Origin of the sequence: Nocardia sp. NPDC023733, assembly GCF_040639775.1 — a bacterium.
GTDB lineage: Bacteria > Actinomycetota > Actinomycetes > Mycobacteriales > Mycobacteriaceae > Nocardia > Nocardia rosealba.
Window position 1 is genome coordinate 2466042 of record NZ_JBFAAN010000001.1, and the last position, 19020, is coordinate 2485061.

At 67.7% G+C, this 19020-nt stretch carries 20 protein-coding genes; 5 read left to right on the forward strand and 15 right to left on the reverse strand.

Annotated features, from left to right (window positions below):
- Positions 1–3 precede the first annotated feature (3 nt).
- Together AB0F86_RS11520 and AB0F86_RS11525 are read left to right on the forward strand one after the other, a co-directional pair.
- Positions 4–735, forward strand: coding sequence for a metallophosphoesterase (locus AB0F86_RS11520; RefSeq protein ID WP_356983694.1), 732 nt, complete (start codon positions 4–6; stop codon positions 733–735).
- 12 nt (positions 736–747) lie between these two features.
- Positions 748–903: a hypothetical protein gene (locus tag AB0F86_RS11525; RefSeq protein WP_157104676.1), complete on the forward strand. Its 156-nt coding sequence runs from the start codon at positions 748–750 to the stop codon at positions 901–903.
- On the opposite strand, the gene AB0F86_RS11530 is transcribed toward AB0F86_RS11525, so the two are convergent.
- Positions 879–1172, reverse strand: a complete 294-nt coding sequence (locus AB0F86_RS11530; RefSeq protein ID WP_181698639.1) for a hypothetical protein — start codon at positions 1170–1172, stop codon at positions 879–881. The genes AB0F86_RS11525 and AB0F86_RS11530 overlap by 25 nt on opposite strands.
- Positions 1173–1738: 566 nt before the next feature.
- On the opposite strand from AB0F86_RS11530, the gene AB0F86_RS11535 reads away from it, so the two are divergent.
- Complete coding sequence (locus AB0F86_RS11535; RefSeq protein ID WP_181698638.1) at positions 1739–2458, forward strand: GNAT family protein; 720 nt, start codon at positions 1739–1741, stop codon at positions 2456–2458.
- Positions 2459–2464: 6 nt separating this feature from the next.
- On the opposite strand, the gene AB0F86_RS11540 is transcribed toward AB0F86_RS11535, so the two are convergent.
- Entirely contained in the window at positions 2465–3721 is a 1257-nt protein-coding gene (locus tag AB0F86_RS11540; RefSeq protein ID WP_181698637.1) for an aspartate kinase, read from the reverse strand.
- Between the two features lie 202 nt (positions 3722–3923).
- Between AB0F86_RS11540 and AB0F86_RS11545 the strand changes: the two genes are divergently transcribed.
- The gene (locus AB0F86_RS11545; protein ID WP_181698636.1) at positions 3924–5045 is read left to right on the forward strand and encodes an ACT domain-containing protein; all 1122 of its coding nucleotides are present in this window, start codon (positions 3924–3926) and stop codon (positions 5043–5045) included.
- On the opposite strand, the gene AB0F86_RS11550 is transcribed toward AB0F86_RS11545, so the two are convergent.
- Together AB0F86_RS11550 and AB0F86_RS11555 are read right to left on the reverse strand one after the other, a co-directional pair.
- Positions 5035–5310 carry a YggT family protein gene (locus AB0F86_RS11550; RefSeq protein WP_181698635.1) on the reverse strand — a complete coding sequence of 92 codons (276 nt, stop codon included), beginning with the start codon at positions 5308–5310 and terminating at the stop codon, positions 5035–5037. The genes AB0F86_RS11545 and AB0F86_RS11550 overlap by 11 nt on opposite strands.
- 95 nt (positions 5311–5405) lie before the next feature.
- Complete coding sequence (locus AB0F86_RS11555) at positions 5406–6311, reverse strand: alpha/beta fold hydrolase (protein ID WP_356983698.1); 906 nt, start codon at positions 6309–6311, stop codon at positions 5406–5408.
- Between the two features lie 94 nt (positions 6312–6405).
- Here AB0F86_RS11555 and AB0F86_RS11560 point away from each other — a divergent pair, with 94 nt between their 5' ends.
- On the forward strand, positions 6406–7002 hold the full coding sequence (locus AB0F86_RS11560; protein WP_225279270.1) for a TetR/AcrR family transcriptional regulator: 597 nt from the start codon (positions 6406–6408) through the stop codon (positions 7000–7002).
- Between the two features lie 46 nt (positions 7003–7048).
- Here AB0F86_RS11560 and der read toward each other — a convergent pair whose 3' ends face one another.
- The 11 genes from der to steA form a co-directional block, all read right to left on the reverse strand.
- Positions 7049–8464, reverse strand: coding sequence for a ribosome biogenesis GTPase Der (gene der / locus AB0F86_RS11565; protein WP_181698632.1), 1416 nt, complete (start codon positions 8462–8464; stop codon positions 7049–7051).
- Positions 8461–9135, reverse strand: coding sequence for a (d)CMP kinase (gene cmk, locus AB0F86_RS11570; RefSeq protein WP_225280301.1), 675 nt, complete (start codon positions 9133–9135; stop codon positions 8461–8463). Before cmk ends, der begins: the two co-directional genes overlap by 4 nt.
- A 68-nt stretch (positions 9136–9203) precedes the next feature.
- Positions 9204–10559, reverse strand: coding sequence for a pseudouridine synthase (locus AB0F86_RS11575; protein ID WP_356983699.1), 1356 nt, complete (start codon positions 10557–10559; stop codon positions 9204–9206).
- A gap of 8 nt (positions 10560–10567) precedes the next feature.
- Positions 10568–11224: an SMC-Scp complex subunit ScpB gene (scpB, locus tag AB0F86_RS11580; protein ID WP_356983701.1), complete on the reverse strand. Its 657-nt coding sequence runs from the start codon at positions 11222–11224 to the stop codon at positions 10568–10570.
- Complete coding sequence (locus tag AB0F86_RS11585; protein ID WP_181698629.1) at positions 11221–12081, reverse strand: segregation/condensation protein A; 861 nt, start codon at positions 12079–12081, stop codon at positions 11221–11223. Before AB0F86_RS11585 ends, scpB begins: the two co-directional genes overlap by 4 nt.
- Before the next feature lie 17 nt (positions 12082–12098).
- Positions 12099–12992, reverse strand: a complete 894-nt coding sequence (locus AB0F86_RS11590; protein ID WP_067494410.1) for a ParA family protein — start codon at positions 12990–12992, stop codon at positions 12099–12101.
- A gap of 191 nt (positions 12993–13183) precedes the next feature.
- Positions 13184–14122: a site-specific tyrosine recombinase XerD gene (gene xerD, locus AB0F86_RS11595; RefSeq protein WP_356983703.1), complete on the reverse strand. Its 939-nt coding sequence runs from the start codon at positions 14120–14122 to the stop codon at positions 13184–13186.
- Positions 14123–14184: 62 nt separating this feature from the next.
- The gene (locus AB0F86_RS11600) at positions 14185–14838 is read right to left on the reverse strand and encodes an NUDIX hydrolase (RefSeq protein ID WP_356983705.1); all 654 of its coding nucleotides are present in this window, start codon (positions 14836–14838) and stop codon (positions 14185–14187) included.
- An 18-nt stretch (positions 14839–14856) separates the two neighbouring features.
- A complete protein-coding gene (locus AB0F86_RS11605) occupies positions 14857–16578 on the reverse strand; it encodes a CTP synthase (RefSeq protein WP_067493949.1) in 1722 nt (573 codons plus the stop codon).
- 193 nt (positions 16579–16771) lie between these two features.
- Positions 16772–17713 carry a copper transporter gene (locus tag AB0F86_RS11610; RefSeq protein WP_356983707.1) on the reverse strand — a complete coding sequence of 314 codons (942 nt, stop codon included), beginning with the start codon at positions 17711–17713 and terminating at the stop codon, positions 16772–16774.
- Positions 17710–18909 carry a putative cytokinetic ring protein SteA gene (gene steA / locus AB0F86_RS11615; RefSeq protein ID WP_181698625.1) on the reverse strand — a complete coding sequence of 400 codons (1200 nt, stop codon included), beginning with the start codon at positions 18907–18909 and terminating at the stop codon, positions 17710–17712. Before steA ends, AB0F86_RS11610 begins: the two co-directional genes overlap by 4 nt.
- Between the last annotated feature and the right edge of the window lie 111 nt (positions 18910–19020).

Below are 19020 nucleotides of genomic sequence, written 5' to 3' on the forward strand. Positions count from 1 at the left end.
GGGATGCGCGTAGCGGCGGTAGGCGATGTGCACCTCGGCGCGGATTCGCGTGGTCGGTGCAGGCCGGTGTTCGAACGGCTGCCAGAGCACGCGGATGTGTTGCTGCTCGCCGGTGACCTCACCCGCCTGGGCACCCTCGAGGAGGCGGAGGTGGTGGCGAGCGAGTTCGGCGATCTCGACGTCCCGGTTGTGGCGGTGCTCGGCAATCACGACTATCACAGCGACCGCGAGCAGGAGATGAGCGCGCTGCTGTCCGCGCACGGCATCACCGTGCTCGAGGGCACCTCGACGGTGCTCACCATCGGTGAACGCACGCTCGGCATCGCGGGGACCAAGGGTTTCGGCGGCGGGTTCGCCGGCAAGTGCGCGAGCGCCTTCGGCGAACCGCAGATGCGCGAGTTCGCGACCCACACAGTCGAGCTCGCGCAACAGCTCCACACGGCGCTGAGCCGGCTCGACACCGACGTGACCATCGCACTCACCCACTACTCGCCCGTGTCGGACACCTTGCACGGCGAGCCGCCGGAGATCTACCCGTTTCTCGGCTCCTACCTGCTCGGGGAGGCGATCGATGCGTGCGGCGCCGACCTGGCGGTCCACGGTCACGCCCACGCGGGCACCGAACGCGGCACCACCCCGGGCGGAATCCGGGTGCGCAATGTCGCCCAGCCGGTGATCGGTACCGAATACGCCGTCTACGACCTGGCGCCCGCCACGTCGTCGGCATACATCTGAAGGAGGATTCTCATGGTTTCGCAGGACACCATCGCCCAGCTACGCCAGGACATCACCACGGCCGCCGACGCGGGCGACGAGGCAACGGCGCAGCGTCTGCGCCGGGAACTGTCGGAGGCACTCGCGGCGGCGGGCCGAGACGATCAGGACGACCCGGCCGGTCCGTGACCGCGCTGCGACCGGACGGTCGCCGCGCTCCAGACCACCAGCCAACCGGACGCCGCCATATAGAGGGCATAGGCAGAAATGACCAGTTCGGGCCCATAGTTGGCGAACCAGTCGCCGAGGCGCAGGAGCGCGATCAGGCCGAGGCCGACCAGGAACATGCCGAGCACCAGGCTCGGAATCGCCAGCGGGGCGATGGAGTCGTCGGTGACGTGGCGGTCACGCTTGGTAACTGACAGATTGCTGTTCGGTTCGAAGTAGATGCTGCTCATAGTCACGAGCTCCCTTCCGGACGGCCGTCCCGACACAGCCGGTAGGTCAAACCACGCAGGTGGCGCGCGCAGTGATCACAAACGGTTAACGTTCAGCAATATCGAGCGTGCCAGGTCTAACCGGAGGATAACAGACCATGTGATCTGGGTCACATCGAATAGATGTTCGACACGAAGCGATAACGGTTGTTACATTTCCCAGGAATAGGCGTTCGAACTGGAATAGTCCGACAATTCTGGACAATTGCCCAGCAAGCCGACAATGATGTGATTTATAGAACCGTTATAGCCTCTGAGGTGCGTAAACGTGCCTCGAGACAGACATCGGAGCGGTTTGTGACCGGAGCGAGTCGGCGGCACCGGAATCGGCGCCCATTTCGTGTCGTGCACACGCGCGCGACATACGGGTGCGTTCGAGTGTTTGAACGGCGCACGTTCGGCTATCGTCCATCCAGTTTCTTTTCGATGCTGCTGGATCGTTCGTGTCGCTTCGCCGAATCATGTGCCGCGTGAGGATCCACGCCTCGTGATTCTGCGACCCTCTCAAACGAAGGACGCCGGTCACCATGCCCGCACCCGTTATCCTCGACGGCCGCATCGTACGGCTGGAACCCCTTGCACCCCACCACGTTCCCGGTCTGGCAGCGGCCGCGCAGGCGCTGCGTGGCCAACCGGGGTTCACCGTCGTCCCGCACGGCGAACAGGAAGCGCGCACGTATGTCTTCCAGGCCGAGGCCGCCCAGCTGGCGGGTTCGGCGCTGGCCTTCGCCATCGTCATGATCGGTGACGAATGCGTGGTCGGCGCCACCCGCTTCACCCGCCTCGACTACTGGCAGGGTCCGCTCACCTGGCCGCTGTCGGCCGAACCGGTCACCGCCTCCCCCGGCGGCGCGATTCCCGACGCCGTGGAGATCGGCAACACCTGGCTCACCCCCGCCGTGCGCGGGGGCCAGGTGAATCTCGACTCCAAGCTGCTGTTGCTCACCCACGCCTTCGACACGTGGCGGGTGCGCCGGGTGACCCTGCGCGCCGACGCCCGCAACCTGCGCTCCCGGGCGGCCATCGAACGGCTCGGCGCGGTCAGCGACGGTGTACGCCGGGCGCATTCCCGTGGCCTCGACGGCGAGGTACGCGACACCGCGTTCTATTCGATCCTGCGCGACGAATGGCCGGGGGTGCGCGAGCGGATCATGGAACAACTGGCCGCCCGCGCCGCGCAACGACGGGCGCCGCTCATCCCGGCCACCGCCGAGGCGTTGCGCGCCCTCACCGCCTCGATCGGCTGAACCAGGTCAGCGTCCCGTTCCGCCGTGCACGACGGCCACCTCCGCCCCGCCCAGGTCGAAGGCGCGGTGCAGGATGCGCACCGCCTCGTCGAGGTCGGTGTCGCGGACCAGCACGGAGATGCGGATCTCGGAGGTGGCGATGAGGTCGAGATTGATGCCCGCTGCCGCCAGTGCCTCACAGAAGGTCGCGGTGACGCCGGGATTGTTGCGCATGCCCGCACCGATGAGCGATACCTTGCCGACGCGGTCGTCGTAGCGCACATCGGCGAAGCCGATCTCGGCGCGACGCGAGCGCAACAGCGCGACCGCGCGGTCGCCGTCGGCGGCGGGCAGCGTGAAGGTGATGTCGGTGCGGCCGGTTCCGGTGTTCTGCACGACCATGTCGATGCCCACCTCGGCATCGGCCACGGCACGGAACACCTGCGCGGCGTAACCGGGTTCGTCGGGCACGCCGACCACGGTCACCTTGGCCTCGTTGCGGTCGTGCGCGACTCCGGTGAGCACGGCCTGGTCGGCGGGGATGTCGGCCATCGAGCCGAACACGGTGGTGCCGACGGTGTCGGTGTAGGACGAGCGAACATGCACCGGGACCTGGTAGCGGCGGGCGTACTCGACGCAGCGCAGCATGAGCACCTTGGAGCCGCACGCCGCCATCTCGAGCATCTCCTCGTAGGAGACCTGGTCGAGTTTCTGGGCATCGCCGACGATGCGCGGGTCGGCGGTGAACACGCCGTCGACATCGGTGTAGATCTCGCACACGTCGGCGTGCAGCGCGGCCGCCAAGGCGACGGCGGTGGTGTCGGAGCCGCCTCGACCGAGCGTGGTGACGTCACGGCTGTCCTGACTCACGCCCTGGAAGCCCGCGACCAGCACGATCTCGCCGTCGTCGAGGGCGCGCCGCACCCGGCCGGGATCGACCTCGATGATCTTGGCGTTGCCGTGCGCGCCGGTGGTGATCACCCCGGCCTGTGAACCGGTGAGCGAACGCGCCTCCGCGCCGAGGGAATGAATGGCCATGGCCACCAACGCGTTCGAGATCCGCTCGCCCGAGGTGAGCAGCATGTCCATCTCCCTCGGCGGCGGTGCCGGCGCCACCTGACCCGCCAGATCCAGCAATTCGTCGGTGGTGTCGCCCATCGCCGAGCACACGACAACCACGTCGTTGCCCTGCTTCTTGGTCTCCACGATCCGCTCGGCGACCCGGCGGATGCGCTCCGCGGTCGCGACCGACGAGCCACCGAATTTCTGTACAACCAGGGCCATCCCGCTGTCCTCTCCCTGCTCGCCCGCGAGGTACTCGCGGGTAACTCCCGTCGAGTATCCCGGCAATCCGGGCGTGGCTGGGCGGTTTGTGACGCGAAAAGTGGTGCCGCCGTGCCGTTTCTGGCGGGATACTGGCCGCATGGGGGTGGCGCGCGTGCGCCGGCTCCGATGTTCGGCGGTTCTCGGCGTTAGGCGAATTCGTATGGCTACTCGGCACTTTCGTTCCCGTTCGTTGCGTGTCGCGGTGCTCGGCACCGGGGCGCAGGCCGGGGAGGTGGTGCGGATCATCGCCGAATCCACCGACGAACTGAGCGCACGAGCCGGGGCGCGATTGACCCTCGACACGGACGCGGCCGACCTCGTCGTCGACACCACCGCGACCGCCGAGAGCTTGGACGCCGTCCTCGACGCATTGCGGGCGGGGCGTTCGGTGGTGACCGCGAATACCGCGCTCATCGCCTCGCACGGTGCCGAATTGATGTCGGCTGCCGAGGAATTCGGGGCGGATCTGTGTTTCGAGGCCGCCGTTGCGGGCGGGGTGCCGGTGGTCCGGCCGCTCACGCAGTCGCTGTCGGGCGATCGCGTGCGCGAGGTGCTCGGCGTCTTCGCCGCGGCCGACGCGCACGCGGCGGCGATCCTCGCCACGTTGGCCTTTCATACCCGGGTGGAGGTCACCGATGTGCATTTCGAGGAGTTCGGGGTGGCGCCGGCACACGACCTGGCGGCTGCCGACGCGTTGTCGTTGCGGTTGCGTCAGCTGACCGTGTGCACCCGCATCAGTGAGCCCGAAGACGGTGGCAAGGAATGGATCTCGGTACGAGTGCATCCCGCACTGCTGCCTGCCGCGCACCCGCTGGCCCAGGTGGAGGCGCCGTTCAGCGCGGTGACGGTGGACGCCGAGGGCGCCGGGCGACTGATGTTCTCCGGTCGCGACGCGACGCGGGCCACTGCCTCGGCACTGCTCGGTGATCTGGTGAGTGCGGCGCGCAACCGCGTGAACGGTGGCCGGGCTCCACGCGCCTCGTATTACGCCGAGCTACCGGTCGCGCCGTTCGGCGACATTCCCACCCGCTACTACCTGAACCTGCGGGTCACCGATCACGCGGGCGCGCTCGCGCAGGTGGCCTCGATCTTCGCCGACCACGGGGTGAGCATCGAACGTGTGCGTCAGGAACACCACGGCGACGACGCACATCTCATCGTCCTCACCCACCGCGCCCGCGAATCGGCGCTGGCCGACACGGTCGACGCCCTCACCGACGCCACCTGTGTGAGCGCGGTGCTCACCAGGTGGCGGGTGGAAGGTGCGCCGGTCACAGGCTGAACGCCACCGCCCGCAGGATCAGCACGGCGATGAACACGACCGTGAAGGCGAGGTCGATGGAGACCTCGCCCAGCCGGACCGGCTTGAGTACCTTGCGCACCGGCGCGATCACCGGTTCTGTCGCCGCATGGGTCACCGACCGGACCTTCCCCACCCACGGCGACCGATTGCCAAGCGTTTCGAGCCAGTCGACCACCATCCGCGCGATCAACAGCACCAAGAACACCGTCAGTACCCACCCGAGCAGGGTTCCGATGAGACTCATGACGCACTCCTTCCGGAGGCCACCGTCGACCTCTTACCGAAACAACGCCTCAGCCGCCCCCAAGGTGTCCACTATGCACCGTTCTCAGCGGATTATCAGTCCGGATAGGTCAGCTGTTCGGCGTGGCGCGCGTCGATGTGTTCGTAGCGGCGGGCGAAGTCCAGGATGCGCGCGGTCACCTGCCCGGAAATCTGATAGAAGAGACCGTGCCCCACACCGGGGAAGATCTCGACCTCGCAGGTGGGCAGGTTGTCGCGCACGCGTTGTTCGGCCAGTTGCGGATCGACCACCAACGACTCCGACCCGAGCAGCAGCAGGGTCGGTGTCGTGATCGTCGCGAGTCGCTCGTCGGTGAACATCTTCGGATAGCCGATCGTCGGGGCATACCCGAGAGCCGCCTTCACACCGGCGAATTCGGCGTCGGTGAGGGTGACGCCCGGATTGAGCCGTGCGTTCATCGCGCGCAGGTTCTTGTCCGTCGGCCGGGCACCGACGCGAAGCATCGTCCACAACAGGCTCCATTTGATCTTGGTCAAGGTGCCGCTCGGCTCCACGACGCTCAGGCTCGCCAGCCGTGCCTGCTGAGTGGTCGCGACAGCCATCGCCTGCCATGCACCCTGTGAGTAGCCGACCAGGTGAACCCGCTCGACGCCGAGTCCGTCGAGCACCTCCCCCAACCAGGCACCGAACTTCGTCTCGTCGATCGGTGCGGTCTGCACACTGAGACCAGGCGCACCGATCATCTCCGGCGCGTACACCACGTGATCGCGGGCGAAGTCCTCGATCACGTGGCGCCACATCAGGCTGTTACCGCCGAGCGAGTGCATCAGCACGAACGGAATACCTTGTCCCGCACCGGATTTACGGACCTTCGTCATGCCGAAGGAAGTAGGGATGTCGAGCATCTCCGACGAAACGGGCCACTGCTTCTCCAGCTCCCGATAGGTCCGCAGGTACTCCTCGCGCGCGGCGTCGTTCTTGAATCGCCCGATCTTGGCCATAACCACCCCTGCTCCTCGTTGATGATATGACCGTACCACATAGGTGATATGGGCGTACCATAAAGATTTCGCCGACAGCGACGAAGGAGGCAGGGTGCCGCGTTTGGCCGACCATGACGAGCGCCGCGGGGTCATCACCGATGCCGCGCGGCGAGTGATCGCGCGGGGCGGGCTCGACGCGGCCACGTTCCAGTCAGTCGCCGCCGAAGCCGGGGTATCGGTGCGGTCGGTGCAGTACTACTTCGGGACAAAACGGGAATTCCTGGTCGCCACCCATCAGGCGGTGGTGATCGATTCCGGAGAGCGGTTCGGGCGGGAACTCGCGGCGTTGGGCCCGGGGTCCGGGCCACGCGACGTGGTGCGCGCGATGCTGCTCGCGCTACTCCCCCTCGACGAAGCGAGTAGGCAGAACGCGGTAATTCTCGGGATCTTCCACGCGGCCGCCCTCACCGGTTCCGACGTCGCGGCCGCCGATATGACCGGGGCGCCGAAATACATCGTGAACGCAGTGGCAGACCAGCTCCGGCGTGCGCGCGGCGACGAGGCCGACGACGCGACGATCGTCGCGGACGCCGAGCTGATCCTGCTCACGCTCGGCGGACTCGCCCAGGGCATGCTCACCGACAACGACTACGCCGCGCGCTCACCACAATTGGTGGAGCACCTGCTCGATCGCGTCTTCGACGCATAACGAAACGAGGCCCCGGCGGTGTACGCCGGGGCCTCGTCGGGTCGAACTACTTTCTGCGTTCCTTCTTCTCGCGCACACGCACCGAGATGCGCACGGGCGAGCCGTCGAAACCGAACTCCTCGCGCAGGCGGCGCTCCAGGAAACGACGGTAACCCGCCTCGAGGAAACCGGTGGTGAACAGCACGAACGTCGGCGGACGAGTGCTGGCCTGGGTGGCGAACATGACGCGGGGCTGTCGGCCGCCGCGCATCGGCGGTGGGGTGGCCGCGATGACTTCCTTGAGCCAGGTGTTCAACCGGCCGGTGGAGATGCGCTTGTCCCAGGACTCGAGCGCGGTCTCCATCTGCGGCACCAGCTTCGCCACGGCGCGACCGGTGTGCGCGGAGATGTTCACCCGCTGCGCCCACGGCACCCGCACGAGGTCGCGATCGATCTCGCGCTCGAGCATGTAGCGGCGATCCTCGTCGACCAGGTCCCACTTGTTGAACGCCAGCACCAGCGCGCGACCGGAGTCGGCGACCAGGCTGATCACCCGCAGGTCCTGTTCGGTGATCGGCACCGAGGCGTCGATCAGCATGATCGCCACCTCCGACGCCTCGAGCGCCGACTTGGTCCGCAGCGAGGCGTAGAACTCGGTGCCGGTGGCATTGGAGACCTTGCGGCGCAGACCGGCGGTGTCGACGAACTTCCACACCTTGCCGCCGAGCTCCACCAGGGAGTCGACCGGATCGACGGTGGTGCCCGCGACATCGTGGACCACGGAACGCTCGTCGCCGGCCAGCTTGTTCAGCAGGCTCGACTTGCCGACATTGGGCTTGCCGACCAGCGCCACCCGACGCGGCCCGGCCACACCCGTGCCTTCGCGCGGGGTCTCGGGCAGTGCGGCGAGCACATCGTCGAGCAGGTCACCGGTACCGCGACCGTGCGCGGCCGAGACCATGCGCGGCTCGCCGAGGCCGAGCGACCACAGCGTCGCGGCCTCGATCTCGACCTTCTGATCGTCGACCTTGTTGGCGACCAGGATCACCGGGATCTTGGAGCGGCGCAGCTTACGCACCGCGGCCTCGTCGGTCGCGGTCGCGCCGACGGTGGCGTCGACGACGAGCAGGATCGCGTCGGCGGTCTCCATCGCGACCTCGGCCTGACGGGCCACATGCTGCTGCAGGCCCTTGGCGTCGGGCTCCCACCCGCCGGTGTCCTGCACAAGGAAGCGGCGTCCGGCCCAGCTGGCCTCGTACGAGATCCGGTCACGGGTAACACCGGGAACGTCCTCGACAACGGCTTCGCGCCTGCCGAGGATGCGGTTCACCAGGGTCGACTTGCCAACATTCGGACGGCCGACCACCGCGACCGTCGGCATGGCGAGGTGTTCCTCACCCTCGCCCTCACCTTCGAGATCGGTGATCTCCCAGTCGGTTTCATCGGTCCAGATACCGTCGCCCTCGAGTACATCCTCGATCATCGCGACCCTCCTGTCGTGGCCGAAAGCTGCTGGGCCACCACGCGATACAGCTCGTCGATGGTCTGTTCCATCGTGAGATCGCTGGTATCGACGAGCACCGCGTCGGCGGCGGGGCGCAACGGCGAGACCTTGCGGGTGGAATCGAGGGTGTCGCGGCGCTGCACGTCGGCCAGCACGGCCGGGTAGTCGTCGCCGCGTCCCTCGCGGATGTTCTGGGCATTGCGCCGCTGGGCGCGCGCCTCCGCGGAGGCCGTGAGGTAGATCTTGGCGTCGGCGTCGGTGAGCACGACGGTGCCGATATCGCGGCCCTCGACCACGATCCGGCCGGCCACGGCGGCGATCTCACGCTGCAGGGCGACGAGCTGGTCGCGCACCTGCGCCACCGCCGACACCGCCGAAACGGCCTTGGTCACCGCGTCACCGCGGATCTCGGCCGACACGTCGTCACCGTCGAGTTCGACGACCTCGTGACTCGGGTCCGTGCCGATCGAAAGAGGCAGCGCCGCAACGGCTTCGGCGATCGCCTCGGCATCGGTGAGATCCACGCCCGCACGCAGCACCCGCAGCGTCGCCACCCGGTACATGGCACCGGTGTCGAGATAGCGGGCGTTCAGGCGGGTGGCCAGCTTGCGCGACACACTGGACTTGCCGGTGCCGGACGGGCCGTCCATGGCGACGACGAGCGTGCCGTCGCCGGCCAGCCTGCCCTGGGCAGGTTCCACCGAGAAATCCACTCCGTTCACAGCTGCACCGCCTCGTAGAGTTTGCCGATTTCGTCGCGGCCGAGCACCCGAAGGGTGCCGGGACGCTGATCACCGAGTGCCACCGGACCGAGGTGCGTGCGGACCAGGCGGATCACCGGGTGACCCACCTCGTCGAGCAGGCGGCGCACGATGTGCTTGCGGCCTTCGTGCAGCACCAGCTTCACCAGCGACCGGCCCTCGTAGGACTCGAGCACCATGAACTTGTCGACCTTGGCCGGCCCGTCCTCGAGCTCGACGCCTTCGCGCAGCCGCTTGCCGACGAGCCGGTAGTTGACCTCGCCGTACACGGTGGCCAGGTAGGTCTTGGGCACCTCGAACGACGGGTGCATCAGGCGGTGCGCCATTTCACCGTCGTTGGTGAGCAGCAGCAGGCCCTCGGTGTCGGCGTCGAGCCGACCCACGTGGAACAGGCGCTGACCAGCGGCGATGCGTTCGGCGACGATGTCACCGACACAGGGGCGGCCCAGGTCGTCGGACATGGTGGACTGCCAGCCCTTGGGCTTGTTCAGCACCAGGTGCACGAGTTCGTCCCGCACGACCACGCGGGTGCCGTCCACGCGCACGACGGCGTTCTCGGCGTCGATGCGCAGACCCTGCTCGCGCACGATCTTGCCGTCGACCTCGACGCGGCCCTGGGCGATCATCTCCTCGGCGGCGCGGCGCGAGGCCACACCGGCCTTGGCCAGCACCTTCTGCAGACGTTCGCCTTCACCCCACGGGAGCTTCTTGGGGCCCTCGGCGGTGTCGGCGTGCTGATGACGGGCAGGCTTGGCGTTGTTCAGGATCGTCGGGGCGACGACCTTGCGCTGCGGTTTCGCGGACTTCTTGTTGCGCGCCGCGAAGGCCTGCGTGCCGGCCGAAGTGCCGCTGCGCTGTCCGGCTGTGTCGCCACGCTGTCCGCGGTCGGCGTCACCACGCGGGTAACCGCCACCGTTGGCAGCGCCTGCGCCGCGACGGTCGTCACGCTGGTAACCACCGGCGGACGGGCCACGACGGTCGCCACCGGCCGGGGCGCTGCGTCGATCGTCACGCTGGTAACCACCGGGGGCGCTGCGACGGTCGTCGCGCTGGTAGCCGCCGGTCGCGCCGCGGCGACCACCGGACTCGGCGTCACGCTGGAAGGAGCCGGCCGATCGGGCCGCTGTCTGATTGCCGCGCTGGAAGCCACCCGCGCTGGTGCCGCGGCGGCCGGGGGCCTCGCCACGGGTACCGGCCTGACCGGTGCGCGCACTGCCGCCGCGGGGAGCCGCGGTTCGGTTCGCGCCACTTCGGGGCTGGTCGCTGCGTTTTCTTCGATCCGGTGTGCCATCTCGGCGAGCGGAATTATTCATCTGTCCTGTCAATCGTCGGTGCCGAGATCCATGTCGGACTCGGCGGGTTTTTGCAGCCTGGTGTACCGGGGATCGGTGTCCAGGCTCTCGCTGATCTCGTCGATCAGATCGACGCCGGGAAGCAGCGGCGCCAGCGGTGGCAGGTCGCCCAGTGAGGCGAGCCCGATCCGTTCGAGGAACAACTCGGTGGTGCGGTAGAGCGTGCCGTTGGTTTCCGGGTCCTGACCCGCTTCCGCGATCAAGCCCCGCGCCAGCAGCGTGCGCATCACTCCGTCGACGTTCACCCCGCGAACCGCGCTGACCCGGGTGCGGGTCACCGGCTGGCGGTAGGCGACCACCGCCAAGGTTTCCAAGGCGGCCCGGGTGAGCTTCGTCCGGGCCCCGTCGAGCAGTACCCGCTCGACATAGGGCGCGTACTCCTGTCGAGTATAGAAGCGCCAACCGTCACCGACGAAACGCAGGTCGATGCCGCTGCCGCGTGCGGTCAGTTCCGCCGACATCGCGCGCAGGGTTTCCTCGACCCGTTCGCTGGTGTCGTCCAGGGCCGCGGCCAGCTGTTCTACCGGCGCGGGAGCGTCGACGACGAGCAGCATGGCCTCGAGCGCGGACCGCAGTTCCGCGTCGTCGAGCTGCTCAGGAGTGAATTCCACCACTGTCTCGCTCATCCGTAATCCTCCTCGAAGGTCAAGGCCGCCGCCTCGGCGTCGGGGTCGAGCTCGCCGAGCCAGCTCACGGCCAGCGGGCCGAGCGGGTCGGGCTGGTCGAAGGCGATGGTCTTGCCGCGATACAACTCGAGCAACGCCAGGAACCGGGCCACGATTTCCACCGGAACCGTGCAATCGGACACCAGCTCGGCGAAGGTCGTCCACCCGCCGGGTCCGCGTTCCTTGAGCCGGGCCAGCACCAGCTCGGCCTGTTCGGCCACCGAGATGGTGTGCATGTGCAGATGTCCGAGCCCTACCTCGGCGATCGGACGCGGCCGAAACGCGGCGGCCGCGATCTCGGCGAACGCGGCGACATCCACCCCGAGGGTCACTTCGGGGAGCAGCCCGGCGAACTGATCTTCCAGCGCCACCGACCTCGGATACCGGCGCAGCGCGGCGGCTTCCAGCTCGGCGAGCAGTTCGGCCACCTGTTTGAACGCGCGGTACTGCAGCAGCCGGGCGAACAGCAGGTCGCGTGCCTCGAGCAGTTCGAGGTCATCGGCGTCGGTCATCTCCCCCGACGGCAGCAGCCGGGCGGCTTTCAGGTCGAGCAGCGTCGCGGCGACGACGAGGAATTCGGTGGTCTGATCGAGGATCTTGTCCGCGCGCAGCTTGGTGTTCTCGGCCAGCTCGGCGGTCAATGCCTTGGTGTAGGCGATGAATTCGTCGGTGACCTTGTGCAGCGCCACCTCGGTGACATCGAGTTTGCGTGAACTGATCAGCGTCAGCAGCAGATCGAACGGCCCCTCGAAGTTGGTGAGCCGCAGATGGAATCCGCTGGTTTCCGCCGGTACTGCCTCTTCGGGTACTGCTTGCACCGCAGGTTGTGCCTCGATCACCGGCCCGACCGGTGGATGACCTCGCGTGCCATGGCGCGATACGCTTCCGCGCCCGCCGATTTCGGCGCCCAGGTGGTGATCGGCTCACCGGCGACGCTGGCGTCCGGGAACCGCACGGTGCGCGAGATGGCAGTGTCGTAGACGAGGTCGCCGAACACCTCGACCACGCGCGACATCACCTGACGCGAATGCAGCAACCGCGCATCGAACATGGTGACCACGATCCCGTACAGGCTCAACCGCGGATTGAGGCGGTCGCGCACCTTCTCCACGGTGTCGTTGAGCAGGGCCAGTCCGCGCAGCGAGAAGTACTCGCATTCCATCGGGATGATGACCCCGTCGGAGCAGGCGAGCGCGTTGACGGTGAGCAGCCCGAGCGAGGGCTGACAGTCGATGAGGATGTAGTCGTAGCGATCACGCACTCCGGCCAGCGCGCGGCCGAGGGACTGTTCGCGACCCACCTCGTTCACCAGCTGGATCTCGGCGGCCGAGAGGTCGATGTTGCTGGGTAGGAGGTCCATGCCGTCGACCTTGGTGGTCTGCAGCACGTCGTCGACCGAGGCTTTGCCGCCGATCAGCAGGTTGTGCACGGTCAGGTCGAGATCGTGATGGGCAACGCCGAGACCGGCCGACAGCGCGCCCTGCGGGTCGAGATCGACCAGCAGTACGCGGCGCCCGTATTCGGCCAGTGCCGCACCGAGATTGATGGTCGAGGTGGTCTTGCCGACCCCGCCCTTCTGATTGCACATGGCCACGACGAGCGCGTCGCCGTGCTGCTTGACCTGCGGTGGTTCGGGTACCAGGCGCAGCGGGCGGCCCGTCGGGCCGATCTCGACGGCCTCGGTGACCTGTTCCGGCCCACCGTCCCACGGTGTTTCCGCTGTCGTCACGATCCGCTGCTCCTTATACGTTTCCTTGCCGGTAACCCCTGTCGAGGGTAGCGAGGCCGGTTCGCCACCCGCCTCACTTTCGTACGGTCCAGCTCCGGGTAGACGCTACCGCTCGCACCGCTCGGGTACGGCATGGCAACGCCGGGCGTGTTCGCACGATACCCGCTTCACCCGAAGTGGGGAGGTCACCCTCAGCGGGCACGCGGGTGGGCCGTCGCCCACACTTCACGCAGGGTGCTCACCGTGACGAGGGTGTAGATCTGGGTGGTCGTCACCGAGGCGTGCCCGAGCAGTTCCTGCACCACGCGCACGTCGGCGCCGCCGTCGAGCAGGTGGGTGGCGAAGGAGTGGCGCAGCGTGTGCGGCGACACCGTCGCACCGATGCCCGCGCGTTCGGCCGCTGTCTGCAACACCTGCCAGGCGCTCTGCCGCGACAGCCTGCCGCCCCGGTTGTTGAGGAAAAGGGCGCCGCCGCTGCCCTTTCCGTTCGCGGCGAGCGAGGGTCTACCGCGCACGAGGTAGGCGTCGACGGCGGCGAGCGCGGGCCTGCCGATGGGGACGAGGCGCTGCTTGCCACCTTTGCCGCGCAGCACGACGCACCGCTGCTCGGTGTCTATGTCGTCGACGTCGAGACCGACCATTTCCGAGATGCGGGCGCCCGTGGAGTACAGCAATTCCAGCAGCGCCCGGTCCCGCAGACCGCGCGGTCCGCCGTCGTCCGCCCCGCCTTCACCGCCCGCAGCTTCGAGCACGCGCAGAACCTGGTCGTACGGCAAGGCTTTCGGCAACCGCCGACCCGGCGCGGGTGGTTTCACCGCGTGCGCCACATCGGTGTCGGTGATGCCCTCGGCGGCCGCGAACCGGTGCAACCCGCGCACCGCGATCAATGCCCTGGCGACAGACCCCGCGGCCAACGGCGGATGATCCTCGCCGCCCGCACGCAGGGCCATCGTGAATTCGGCGACGTCCCCTTGGGATACGTCGCGCAACGACCCGACACCACGAGCGGTGAGGAACGCCTGGTAGCGGGCCAGGTCACGCCGATAGGCGCCCAGCGTGTTGCGCGCGGCGCCGCGCTCGACCGCCAGATGGTCGAGGTAGGCGTCGATCTCCCGCGCCAGCACGCTCATCCGCGCCTACCCGCCGCCGCCGTACCGGAACGCGGCTGCCTGTACGTGCTCCGGAAGCCGCGTCACGACCGGGCGTCGGTTCGCGCCTCGGCTGCTTTGCGTCGCAGGAACGCCGTCGGCTGACCGGGCCACGGTGCGTCGGCCGGACGCAGGGTCAACCCGTTCGCCTGAGCCGAGGCGTACGCGAGCACGCCCGCCACGGCAGTGGCGTTTACGATCTCGCCTGCCAACGCCGCACGCACTGCCTCGTCGAGCGGCATCCGCACCAATTCCAGGTCGGCTTCCTCGTGCTCTGGGTCCGGGCGATCGGTCTCGGTGAGCCCGGTCGCGAAGAACACCCGCAGCGCCTCGTCGGTGAAACCCGGCGACAACGCCACGTCCACCAGCACCGACCATTCGGCGGCGGCCAGGCCCGTCTCCTCGGCCAGCTCGCGCTTGGCAGCGGTGAGCGGGTCCTCGCCGTCGATATCGAGCAGCCCGGCGGGCAGTTCGAGCAGCCGGGTGCGGATGGGATGGCGGTACTGACGGATCAGCACCACCCGTCCCTCGTCGTCGAGCGCGAGTACCGCCACCGCACCGTGATGCTCGATGACCTCACGCTCGGCGACCCGCCCGTCGGGCATCGCGACCTGATCTTGGCGCAATGCCACGATCGCGCCGCTGTAGAGCACCCGGCTCGATACCGTCTCGAAGTCGTGCTTACCGGGTTCGCTCATCGCCGCCTTGCCACCGATTCAGAGTTCCGCGGCCTGCTCCGCGAGCTCTTCCTCCGGGAAGTCTACGGGAAGGCGTTCGGCCAGTTTGTATTTCAACGCGGCGTGGATCAGCGCGGCGAACAGCGGATGCGGCCGGGTCGGACGGCTCTTGAGCTCCGGGTGGGCCTGGGTGGCGACGAAGAACGGATGCACCGATGCCGGGTACTCCACGAACTCCACCAGATGCCCGTCTGGCGAGGTGCCCGAGAACACCAGACCACTCTTGGCGATCGCGTCGCGGTAGGCGTTGTTCACCTCGAAGCGATGGCGGTGCCGCTCGGACACGTGCTCGCTGCCGTAGGCCTGCGCGACGACCGAACCCTTCTGCAGGGTGGCCGGGTACGCGCCCAGACGCATGGTGCCGCCCAGATCGGCCTCACCGGCGACCACGTCTTCCTGGTCGGCCATGGTCGAGATGACGGGGTTCTTGGTGTCGGGCTCGAACTCCGCGGAGTTCGCGTCCGCGATGCCGACCGATCGGGCCGCCTCGATCACCACACACTGCAGGCCGAGACACAGGCCGAGCAGCGGGATACCGCGCCTGCGCGCGTAACTGATGGCGCCGAGCTTGCCCTCGATGCCACGGATACCGAAACCGCCGGGGATCAGCACCGCGTCCACATCACGCAACGCGGCCTGCGCGCCGGCCTCGGTCTCGCACTCGTCGGAGGGCACCCAGCGGATCTGCACCTTCGAACGATGCGCGAAGCCGCCCGCACGCAGCGCCTCGGTCACCGATAGGTAGGCGTCGGGCAGATCGACGTACTTGCCGACCAGCGCCACCTCCACGGTCTCGCGCGGCGAGTGCACCCGCTCGAGCAGGTCGCCCCACACCGTCCAGTCGACATCGCGGAACGGCAGCCCCAGCTTGCGCACGACGTAGGCGTCCAGGCCCTCGCTGTGCAGCACCTTCGGGATGTCGTAGATCGACGGCGCGTCCGGCGTGGAGATGCACGCCTCGACGTCCACGTCGCACATCAGCGCGATCTTGTTCTTCAGGCCCTGCGGCACCTCACGGTCACAGCGCAGGATCAGCGCGTCGGGCTGGATACCGATATTGCGCAGCGCCGCCACCGAATGCTGCGTCGGCTTGGTCTTGAGCTCACCCGAGGGCGCCAGGTACGGCACCAGCGACACATGCAGGAAGAACACATTGTCGCGGCCCACATCGTGGCGGATCTGGCGCGCCGCCTCGAGGAACGGCTGCGACTCGATGTCACCGACGGTGCCGCCGATCTCGGTGATCACCACATCCGGCACATGACCCTGCAGATCCGGACCGGTCATCGCCATGATGCGGTTCTTGATCTCGTCGGTGATGTGCGGGATCACCTGCACGGTGTCACCCAGATACTCGCCCCGCCGCTCCTTGGCGATCACGGTCGAATAGATCTGACCGGTCGTCACATTTGCCGCACCGGACAGATCGCGATCGAGGAAACGCTCGTAATGACCGACATCCAGATCGGTCTCGGCGCCGTCCTCGGTGACGAACACCTCACCGTGCTGGAACGGGTTCATGGTGCCCGGATCGACATTCAGATACGGGTCGAGCTTCTGCATCGTCACCCGCATACCGCGCGCGGTCAGCAACTGACCGAGGCTGGAAGCGGTGAGACCCTTACCCAAAGAGGAGGCGACGCCACCGCTCACGAAGATGTGCTTGGTGGCATTTCGAGCCTGATTCCGTTGATGACCCACGGACCCCCACCCTACCGCCTCCCCGGAACTTCAAGCGCAACCGAGGTGGGTTAACTGTCGCGTCGGCCGCTTGCGGTTGGGTGGGGAGGACTTGGCCCGTCCCCGGGGAGTTACCCATGTGCTTGCCAGATCAGGGGTTTTGTTGGGATCGCCGGCGCGGAAAGTCACCTTTTTGTGGTGGTGAGGTTCTCAATCAGCGGGGCATTGCTACCAGTGTCAGGGAGGTTGCTGACGGGCCTGTTCCGTAACGTCCGGCTACGCCGTTGAGTTGTTCGGGGAGGGCGAGGGCTGTTGTTACGCGGCCTGTTTCGCGGTCGATGTTGTCGACGGTGGTGACGGTGGTGGCGAGGGGGGTCTGGGCGCGGACGTGGGCGATGGGGGCGTTGCCTTCGGCGGCGCCGGGGCGGCCCGCCAGGACGGTGGCGGCGGTGCGGGCGCGGACGGCGCCGGTGAAGCGGGCGATGGTCGCGCCCTGGCCGGCGTCGTCGGCGATGCCGTCGCCGGTGACGACGACGGCCATCTGGGCGGGGTCGGTCGGCGTGTCGCCGTAGGCGAGGAAGCCGCCGCCGCGCAGGGTTTCCAGGAGCAGGGCCTGCTCCTGGGCGGTGGCGCGTGGACTGTTCGACGCGGGATCCGTGAACAGGGTCAGGCCGAGCAGGTCGCCCGCCATGCTGCCCTGGTCGACGGCACCGGTGCGCAGCTGCGCCCCCGCGGGGACGACATTGGTCAGCGCCGATCGCATGCGATCACCCTCACCGCTGTCGACGAAAGCATCGGTGAGCGCGATCCGGCCGGTCACCGAGGCGCCCGCCGTTTCGAGCGCCTTGCGCACACCGTCGACATCGGCGGGATCCGCATCGGGGGTGGTGAACACGAGCACGCGACGGTCGGCCAAAGTGCCTGCCAGAATGCGGCCCGACGCACCGGCGATGAAGCCGTCCGTCGCATCCAGACGGCTGGTGAGCTGGTCGTTCTCCGCGCTCAACGCCTCGACCTGACCGCTGAGATCATCCTTGTCCGAACGCAGACCCGACAGCAGATCGGCGGCCACCGTCTGGGAACCGAGAACCACCCCGATCGCGAGAGCCAGGAAGATCGCCGCGATCGAAATGGCGTGCTGCCGCAGTGAGATCACAGCTGGACCCGCACCCACTCGACGAGCCGGTCCCAATACCCGGCGGCCACATCGAACACCTCGGACCCGCTCTGCGAGGCCAGAATCACCACGACCACCGCCACCAGCGCCGCCAGCACCACGAACGCCAGCGCCGCACCGGTCGACCGATGCCGGTACAGCGTCGACACGGCATTCGCGTCGACCAGCTTCGCACCGACCTTCAGCCGGGTCAGGAACGTCGCCGGATTGCTGTCACGGCGGCCACGGTCGAAGAAGTCCTCCAGCGACGCGTGCGCACCGGCCAGCACGATCAGCGACGCACCATGGTGATCGGCGAGCATCAACGCCAGATCGGTCGGCGACCCCGACGAGGGGAACGTCGTCGCGCCGATACCGAGGTCCTGGATGCGTTCCAGCCCACGTGCGTGGCCGTCGGTGTCGGCGGGCAGGATCATCTCCGCACCGGAACGCAAGGTGGGGGTGCTGATCTCGTCCGGATCACCGACGATCAGATCCGGCTTGTACTTGAGCTTGCGCAACGTATCCGCACCGCGGCCCACCCCGATCAGGATCGGCGCGTACTCCTTGATGAACGGCTTGAGCCGTTGCAACTCCTCGAGATGCCCCGGCCCGTCGGCGATCACGACCACGTGCCGGTTGCGCAGATCCAGCTCGATATCGGGCACACCGATACCGTCGATCAACAGCGCGCTCTCGGTGCGCACGAACTCGGTGGTGTTGCCCGCGAAGGCGTCGAGGTGATCGGCCAGCCCGTTGCGGGCCTCGATCATCCGGTCCGCGATCGTCGACTCGTCGAACTCGATGCCCTCGACCAGGACCTCGGGTTCCTTCTTGGTCAGCTTGTCGGCATAGGCGACACCGGCGTCGATGCGGATCTTCGCGCCGTCCTTGATCTTGCCGAACGCGTCCGAGGAAACCGCGTCCATGAGCACGATCCCGTTGGCGACCAGCACCTCCGGACCGAGATTGGGATAGCGACCCGAAATCGACGGCGACGTGTTGATCACCGCCACGACGCCCGCCTCGACGAGCCGGTCGGCGGTGTGGCGATCCAGATCGGTCTCGTCCAGGACCGCGACATCGCCCGCGCCGACCCGACCGAGCAATCGCCGGGTATTGCGATCCACCCGCGCGATCCCGGCGACACCGGGCAGCGTTTCGGTGTTCCGTGACAACAACGCCGGCATCTTCATGAGCCCGATGATGAAGCCAAACCCTCAACCTTTGGTGGAGGCGCGCCGAGTCACCGACCGCCCCGATACCCGTATGCTCCCTGTCACAGATACTTCGATCAGGAGCAGAAA

Coding starts and splice junctions, on each gene's coding strand:
- AB0F86_RS11575 (WP_356983699.1), bottom strand. CDS start 10,559: ATGAATAATTCCGCTCGCCGAGATGGCACACCGGATCGAAGAAAACGC.
- AB0F86_RS11555 (WP_356983698.1), bottom strand. CDS start 6,311: ATGGCCAAGATCGGGCGATTCAAGAACGACGCCGCGCGCGAGGAGTAC.
- AB0F86_RS11550 (WP_181698635.1), bottom strand. CDS start 5,310: ATGAGTCTCATCGGAACCCTGCTCGGGTGGGTACTGACGGTGTTCTTG.
- AB0F86_RS11530 (WP_181698639.1), bottom strand. CDS start 1,172: ATGAGCAGCATCTACTTCGAACCGAACAGCAATCTGTCAGTTACCAAG.
- der (WP_181698632.1), bottom strand. CDS start 8,464: ATGATCGAGGATGTACTCGAGGGCGACGGTATCTGGACCGATGAAACC.
- AB0F86_RS11525 (WP_157104676.1), top strand. CDS start 748: ATGGTTTCGCAGGACACCATCGCCCAGCTACGCCAGGACATCACCACG.
- scpB (WP_356983701.1), bottom strand. CDS start 11,224: ATGAGCGAGACAGTGGTGGAATTCACTCCTGAGCAGCTCGACGACGCG.
- AB0F86_RS11520 (WP_356983694.1), top strand. CDS start 4: ATGCGCGTAGCGGCGGTAGGCGATGTGCACCTCGGCGCGGATTCGCGT.
- cmk (WP_225280301.1), bottom strand. CDS start 9,135: ATGGACGGCCCGTCCGGCACCGGCAAGTCCAGTGTGTCGCGCAAGCTG.
- AB0F86_RS11535 (WP_181698638.1), top strand. CDS start 1,739: ATGCCCGCACCCGTTATCCTCGACGGCCGCATCGTACGGCTGGAACCC.
- AB0F86_RS11540 (WP_181698637.1), bottom strand. CDS start 3,721: ATGGCCCTGGTTGTACAGAAATTCGGTGGCTCGTCGGTCGCGACCGCG.
- steA (WP_181698625.1), bottom strand. CDS start 18,909: ATGAAGATGCCGGCGTTGTTGTCACGGAACACCGAAACGCTGCCCGGT.
- xerD (WP_356983703.1), bottom strand. CDS start 14,122: ATGAGCGTGCTGGCGCGGGAGATCGACGCCTACCTCGACCATCTGGCG.
- AB0F86_RS11600 (WP_356983705.1), bottom strand. CDS start 14,838: ATGAGCGAACCCGGTAAGCACGACTTCGAGACGGTATCGAGCCGGGTG.
- AB0F86_RS11545 (WP_181698636.1), top strand. CDS start 3,924: ATGGCTACTCGGCACTTTCGTTCCCGTTCGTTGCGTGTCGCGGTGCTC.